We start from the raw sequence: 6,478 nt of genomic DNA on the forward strand, positions 1-6,478 counted from the left end.
ACGGGGCCTGAACGGGGGCGTCAGGACAGCCCGTACCGTCGCGCCGGTCTGGAAACTCAGGACACCGGCCGCAACCGAGGGCGTGGCGAATCCTTCCCTTCGCCCCGTTTCTCCTCGGCCAGGTGTCGGGCCAGTTCCTCAAGATCCGCGCCACAGCGGACGTTGGACAGCCCGCGTGCCACCTTCTGCGGTGGGAGGTTCGTGCGACGGACGGCGCACCAGCCGCCTCCGGCCGCGTCGGTGATGGTCCACTGCTTGCCGTACTCGGCTTCCAGGCCGCGTAGGGTCACGGTCATACCGGCAGCCCCATTCGCCTTGAGGGAATCTCCGAAAGTGCCTCGCGGATCAGTTCCGACAGCGGGTGCTCGTCTCGCAGTTCGGCGTACCGGTCGGCGATACGGCGAGCGGCTGTCACCGGGTCGTCGGCCGGACAGTAGGCGTGCTCCCGTAGTCCGGTCCGCTTGGAGATCCGCCCCGACCACCAGGAGAAGGACGCGCCATCGGTCCAGACCACAAGATCCACCCAGACCGATACCAGCGCGATCCCGTAGCCCTCGTGAGCGTCAGCCGTGGTGCCGAGATCTTCCAGCGCCGTCAGTAATCGGTTGGCTGCTCGGAGTGGTAGGCGATGCATGTCGCGATCATCACGAAAGACGGCACACGCGCTGAACAGCCCAGCACTGCCGGTAGTGGCGCTATTCGTGTCACGAATACGGCCGCGCTGAGGTGATCCGGCTTAACCTAACGTCATGGATCGAGCGAGCGGCAGCTTGCCGCCCCAGTTCTGGTCTTCCCCTCGTGTGGCGTCCGCGCTCGCGGAGTGCGACATCCCCACCATCCTCGCCGAAGCCATGCGAGCGCACGGGTGGACACAGGAGCAGCTCGCCGAGGCGGTGGGTTACTCCCAGAGCTGGGTCTCCAAGGTGCTCCGGCATCGGCAGCCGCTCACCATTGATCAAGTTCGAGAGATATCAGGCCGACTCGGAGTTCCTCTCCATCTGCTCCGGTTCGGCCATCGGGGAGATGACGATCCGACGAAACGGCGAGATTTCGGCAAGGCGGTGGCTCTCGCGGCACTCACCGTCGCCCCGACTCCGAAACGCGCCGAGGCCGACGAGACCACGGCGCTCACTCTCACCGCGATCACCGGCGCGCAACGCCGCCTTGAGGCCATCACTCCCGCCCGTGAGCTGGCGCGTGGGGCGGTCGCCCACGTGGAGATGGCCAATCGGACCCTTGGCCGCGCCGCACTGTCCGCGCACGCCACAGAGATCTGCGCCGCAGTCAGCGAGGCGGCCGGGTTCGCGGCCTGGCTGCACGCCGACATGCACGACACCGGTACGGCACGTACCTACTACCGCCTTTCCATCGACACAGCCCGGCGGGCGCAGCACAACCTCCTCAGCAGCTACATGATCGGCAGCCTGGCCTCATTCGAGATCGACGCTGAGGATCCTGCTCTCGGCCTGGCGCTGCTCGCGGAAGCGCGGCGCCAGCTCGGTGATCGGCCCCCCGCGACCGCGCACGCATGGTTGTCGAGCATCGAGGCACTCGGATACGCCACCGCCCACAACGCCACGGCAGCCCTAACCGCATTGCAGGCCGCGGAGAAGGCCGTCACCGCGAGCGAGCACGCCGCGTCACCGCCGTGGCCGTGGGTCTTCCCGTTCGACCATGCAAAGCTCGCGGGCTACCGCGCTCTGGTCATGGTGCGCCTGGAACGGCCCGAGGAGGCCGTGAACGCGTTCGCCGAGTCCCTGTCCTCGACGCAACCAGCGGTCAAGCAACGAGGCGTACTGATGACCGAGGTCGCCACCGCCAAGAGCATGACCGGCGAGATCGACGAGGCGTTCCACCTGGCAGGCGAGGCCCTCCGGATCGGCATGCACCACGGATCCGATCGGGTCATCCACCGCGTGCGGCGCTTCCGCAGGAAGTACACGGGACCGATCACCAGCGGCGTTCGTGCCTTCGACGACAGGCTTCGCGCCACCCTCTTGTAGAGATGAGGACCATGCCTCGTATCGCCATCTCCGGCCATCGCGGACTGCCCCAGGCCACCGTTGCTCTCGTCGAAGCCGAACTGAAGAGAGCCCTTGATGACGCAACAGACGTGATCGGCCTGTCCTGCCTGGCGGATGGTGCTGATCAGATCTTCGCGCGAACGGTCGTGGAAGCGGGGGGCAAGTTGGAGGTCGTTGTTCCCGCCCAGAAGTACCGCGAGGGACTGCCCCCGGAGGCGTGGCGCGAGTACGACGCGCTGATCAGTCACGCGGACACGGTTCACCGGCTCGATTTCGTCGAGTCGACTTCTGAGGCGCACATGGCCGCAGGCGTGTTCATGCTCGACCAGGCGGACCAGCTCTTCGCTGTGTGGGACGGCAAGCCCGCCCGAGGGTTCGGCGGCACCGCCGACGTCGTCGCTGAGGCTCGCGGCCGAGGCATGGCCGTCCGGGTGATCTGGCCAGAAGGGGCAGAGCGCGACTGAAGCGGAGCAGTGACGCGGTCCTCCATCCCATGGAGCCTGATCCTCTTGTTCAGGGCGGCCAGGCCGATGACGAGGCACCGTCCGAGATCGGTTTTGATGCCGTCCATCTCCGCAGTCTGTACAGATAGCTATACAGTAGATACATGACCGTTCTGCATGATGCTGCTGAGCTGAGCGTCACGGAGGCGGCCCAGCGCGGGATCGCTCGCCTCGTGGCCGATGCCGAGCAAGGGACCGATCTGGTGGTGACCCGTCGGCATCAGCCGGTGGCGGCAGTGGTGAGCATCCGTCGCCTTAATGACCTCGAAGAGGCCGCGGCCGACCTCCGGGACCTGGCGTTGGTGCTCGCCCGCTCCGTCACCGACACCGGGGAGCGCGTCTCGCTCGATGATGTGCTCACTGCCTTCGGGCACACGCGGGAGTCGCTTACCGCATTGCCGGATGACGAGTAAACGTGTCCGACGTCGTCTTCACGGCCCCGGCCGTAGATGACCTCCGGCGGATCGGCCCCGATGCCGTACCGAAGGTCCTCAAGAAGATCCTGCTTCTACTCGACAATCCTGAGGCCGGCTATCCCTTGGGCGGGGAGCTGACGGGCTTCCGAAAGCTCGTGGTCGGGCGTAACACCTGGCGGGTCGTCTACCGCATCGCCGATGACAAGTCGATCGAGATCTGCGAAGTGTGGGCCGTGGGTGAAAGAGCCGACGCCGAGGTGTACGCCGAGGCCACGGCCAGGGTCCGCGCCGCTGGGAAGGGCCGTCCTGGGGTCATCCAGCTCGGGCAGATCATAGAACGCCTGGGTCCTCTGGCCGATCACATCCGCGTCGATCAACCGCCTCCCAGGGAACCGGTTCCAGACTGGCTCGCGGACCGGTTGATCTACACCGTTGGCATGTCGCGCGAGGAGGTCGCCGCTCTTGATCTCGAGAAGGCGGTTGACCTGTGGGCAGAATTCCGGTCGAGCTCGCGCTAACCAGGATCTATTGCTTGGGGTGAACCGCTACCACCAGCAGTACCTTTACCGGAACCCCGGCGGCTACTGCGGCATCGGAGGCACGGGGGTGGGATGCCCGATCGGCCTCACGTCCGGCGAGGCCTGACCTGCGATAACTGACTAAACCTGGCCCTTGATCGCCCGGCTCGCCCGGTGATGATCAAGGGCCAGGGCTGTTTTCAGCGAGGAGTTTCACTGCGTTCAGCGGGATGTGACCAGCGAGCCTCCTCGGCTGCCTGGGGGATGCTGATATGGCTTTCTTGGCCACCGCTCGCTTTCCAACTAGGCAGGCAATCGTGCCTGGCTGGTGGTCCACTCTTTTCGCACCTTCCGGGTGATGTCTCACATCAACCCAGGCGAGGGGATGTATGACGGAGCAAACGAGTGCGAAGGGCCTGCTGGGCCTGGGCCGGACCAGACGTGCTGCCGAGGAGGCCCGAGATGCCTCGCGTGAAACGCGGACGGCGGCCGAGGAGACCAAGCACCAGGTCACTGAGGCGCAGGCGGCGATCGAGCGGATAGAGGAGGCGGTGAGGAGGGTCGAGGAGACGGTGGAAACGACTAGATAATCCGCGCGTCTGGCTCCCGAGGAGGTGTCGGCCGGAACGTCCGATTAGGTCGCCGACGATCTGCTCGCCTTGCCGCAAGGCGCCAACCCGGCTCCTTACCTGGTCCACTGGTTATCAGAATGTGTTCTGATTTACGATGATGGAGTGAGCACGAGACATGTCGACGCCGTCACCTTCTCGGATCTGTCCAGAAACCCCCGAGCCGTCGCTGAACGCGCCGCGCGGCTCGGCCGCGTACGTGTGACTCACCGGGATGCCCAGGACTTCTATCTGACCGCGGCTGACCGTGAGGAACGACGCGAACAGACGCTGGCCACGGCCTCTCGCCTGTTCCTTGCCCTCCTCAAGCACGATCCGACCGCCCGGGCGCTGGTCATTGCGATGCCCGAAGTCTTCCCCTGGGTTCGCCATCTCACCGCGGACGAACTGCGTGCCTTCACCCTCGAACTGGTCGAGGCGCTCTCCGATGCGGCGGAATTGGACATTGATGTCACGATGCAGGAGGTCATCGCAGGCTGGCGAGCCACCGCTCGAATCAAGGCTGACCCCGCGCACTACGCCCAGGCTCGTGCGGCTACGAGCGGCGACTTCGGGCCGGTAGAGGTTTCGGCGTGAGCCCGAAGCGTGGAGACCGGGTGACGGTCCCGCCTCCTGACGATGAGTGGGATGTCCGGTTCGGTACCAGTGATGCGGTCAAGGGCTGGGAGGAGTTGTGCCGTCACGCCCTGGCCACACACGCCGATGTTTCGAGGCGCTGCGCGCCGATCCACGCTCGCGAGCAGATCACGAGCGTCAGCACCGCCTACGTGGCGACCTCGCGACTCATCGTCATAACGGCCAAGACCTTGAGCAATGGGAGTTCGAGGTGACCAGCGGCGGGCGTGTCCGTTATGCCATCGATGATGTCACCCGCACTGTCTGGATCATTTACGCATCGCCCCGCCATCCGAAAGACACGGATGCGTGACCCGTTGCTTGCCGATCTATCGCCCGAAGGGAACTGCTACCACCAGCAGTACCTGTACAAGCACCTGGGCGGCTACTGCGGCATCGGGGGCTGTCAATCCCCTGAAAACGTGGAGACGGTCCTATGCCACAGCGGCCCTCAGCAGGGCCGTTGAAGTGTGCCTCTTCTCGGCCATCTGACGCTCGAATGCGATGGGCGGCAATCCGTCGTTGGCGCTGTGCCTCCTCCTTGTGTTGTAGAAGTCGTTGATCCAGGTTGCGATCTTCACGCGAGCCTCGGCCCGCGTCCGGAAGCGCTGCCGATACACGTACTCGACCTTGAGCGTGCTGTTGAACGCCTCGGCCGCGGCGTTGTCGAGAGCGCATCCCACCCGGCCCATCGACTGCACGACGCCGTGCTTGCGGCATTCGACCTGGTAACAGGCAGCGGTGTACTCCGACCCGCGGTCGGAATGAAAAATCACCCCGTCCACATTCCCGCCCCTGGTGGCCACCGCCATCTGGAGTGAAGCGACGGTCAGTGCCGCGTCGTGGTGCTCGGACATGGCGTAGCCGAGCAGCCGACGAGAGAACAGGTCCTCAACCGTGGCCAGGTACAGCGACCCTTCATCGGTGTCGATCATGGTGCCGTCGCCGACCCACAGCACGTCCGGCGCTACCGCGGTGAACGTGCGGCCGACCAGGTCCGGCGCCGCTCGCCGTTTGCCCTGCCGGGTCAGCGACCGGCGCTTCTTGGGCGGACGGCCGGCCAGCCCGAGCTCAGCCATCCGGGCTGCGACCGTGTTCTCCGACACCTTCCAGCCCTCGGCGTGCAGGTCCTGCGTGATCCGAGGCGAGCCGTAGGTGCCGCCCGATGCCGCAAACAGGCGCTTGATCTCCTCATCCAGGCGCGCCCGCCGCTGCTCACGCGCCGTCGAGGCGGTCTGGCCGATGCGGTTCTTCCACTTGTAGAACCACGACTGCGACACCCCCAGCGCCCGGCAGGAGGTGGCATGGTCGATGTCATGGTCGGTCTTCTGGGAGCAGATGAAGGCCGCCACGCTCACCGGCCCATCGCCTCTTTCACCCACAAGACCACGGAGCGCTTGAGAACATCACGCTCGTCTTCCAGCTCAGCGCGTTCCTTCTCCCACGCCGCCTTCTCTCGAGCGTGCTCCTTGACCAGCTCGGCCTTCTCCCGCCGCAGCCGCGCCAGCTCCTCGCTTTCGGACTCCTTCAGCGTCCCGCCTCCGCCGCTGTTACCGCCGGCCTGCCCGTTGGCGTGCCGGTCCATCTGCACCCAGTTGTGCAGCGTGTACTCGTTGATACCAAGGTCCCGCGCGACGTGCGAGACGGGTTTGCCGGTCTCCTTGACGATGCGCACCGCTCCAGCCCGAAACTCCGGATCAAAGCGGCGCCTCGTGGTACCTGCCACGACCAAACCTCTCTCGGTTCGGTCTCCACGCTAAGAGGGGAAGCTCA

9 protein-coding genes and 1 pseudogene are annotated in these 6,478 nt (G+C 65.6%); 6 read left to right on the forward strand and 4 right to left on the reverse strand.

Going from position 1 to position 6,478, the window contains the following annotated elements; translation table 11 throughout:
* Nucleotides 1-56: 56 nt before the first annotated feature.
* Together AWQ71_RS23730 and AWQ71_RS23735 are read right to left on the reverse strand one after the other, a co-directional pair.
* On the reverse strand, nucleotides 57-296 hold the full coding sequence (locus AWQ71_RS23730) for a hypothetical protein (protein ID WP_067136755.1): 240 nt from the start codon (nucleotides 294-296) through the stop codon (nucleotides 57-59).
* Complete coding sequence (locus AWQ71_RS23735; RefSeq protein WP_067136757.1) at nucleotides 293-634, reverse strand: hypothetical protein; 342 nt, start codon at nucleotides 632-634, stop codon at nucleotides 293-295. Before AWQ71_RS23735 ends, AWQ71_RS23730 begins: the two co-directional genes overlap by 4 nt.
* A 115-nt stretch (nucleotides 635-749) precedes the next feature.
* Between AWQ71_RS23735 and AWQ71_RS23740 the strand changes: the two genes are divergently transcribed.
* The 6 genes and pseudogenes from AWQ71_RS23740 (at nucleotide 750) to AWQ71_RS23765 (ending at nucleotide 4,666) form a co-directional block, all read left to right on the forward strand.
* A complete protein-coding gene (locus AWQ71_RS23740; protein ID WP_067136759.1) occupies nucleotides 750-2,003 on the forward strand; it encodes a helix-turn-helix domain-containing protein in 1,254 nt (417 codons plus the stop codon).
* 11 nt (nucleotides 2,004-2,014) lie between these two features.
* Nucleotides 2,015-2,488 (forward strand): hypothetical protein, encoded by a 474-nt coding sequence (locus tag AWQ71_RS23745; RefSeq protein ID WP_067136876.1) that lies wholly within the window; start codon nucleotides 2,015-2,017, stop codon nucleotides 2,486-2,488.
* A 143-nt stretch (nucleotides 2,489-2,631) separates the two neighbouring features.
* Nucleotides 2,632-2,940, forward strand: a complete 309-nt coding sequence (locus AWQ71_RS23750) for a type II toxin-antitoxin system prevent-host-death family antitoxin (RefSeq protein ID WP_067136761.1) — start codon at nucleotides 2,632-2,634, stop codon at nucleotides 2,938-2,940.
* Between the two features lie 2 nt (nucleotides 2,941-2,942).
* On the forward strand, nucleotides 2,943-3,461 hold the full coding sequence (locus AWQ71_RS23755; RefSeq protein WP_067136767.1) for a type II toxin-antitoxin system RelE family toxin: 519 nt from the start codon (nucleotides 2,943-2,945) through the stop codon (nucleotides 3,459-3,461).
* A 28-nt stretch (nucleotides 3,462-3,489) separates the two neighbouring features.
* Nucleotides 3,490-3,588 (forward strand): annotated as a pseudogene (locus AWQ71_RS41860) (peptide-methionine (S)-S-oxide reductase MsrA); the annotation flags it as partial.
* 607 nt (nucleotides 3,589-4,195) lie between these two features.
* Complete coding sequence (locus AWQ71_RS23765) at nucleotides 4,196-4,666, forward strand: hypothetical protein (RefSeq protein ID WP_067136771.1); 471 nt, start codon at nucleotides 4,196-4,198, stop codon at nucleotides 4,664-4,666.
* A 473-nt stretch (nucleotides 4,667-5,139) separates the two neighbouring features.
* Here the strand turns inward: AWQ71_RS23765 and AWQ71_RS23775 are convergent, their stop codons facing one another.
* On the reverse strand, nucleotides 5,140-6,063 hold the full coding sequence (locus AWQ71_RS23775) for an IS3 family transposase (RefSeq protein ID WP_157570515.1): 924 nt from the start codon (nucleotides 6,061-6,063) through the stop codon (nucleotides 5,140-5,142).
* Nucleotides 6,060-6,431, reverse strand: coding sequence for a transposase (locus tag AWQ71_RS23780; protein WP_067136881.1), 372 nt, complete (start codon nucleotides 6,429-6,431; stop codon nucleotides 6,060-6,062). Before AWQ71_RS23780 ends, AWQ71_RS23775 begins: the two co-directional genes overlap by 4 nt.
* Nucleotides 6,432-6,478 lie beyond the last annotated feature (47 nt).

The sequence above is a fragment of the Microtetraspora malaysiensis genome (assembly GCF_001528665.1).
Classification (GTDB): Bacteria; Actinomycetota; Actinomycetes; order Streptosporangiales; family Streptosporangiaceae; genus Microtetraspora_A; species Microtetraspora_A malaysiensis.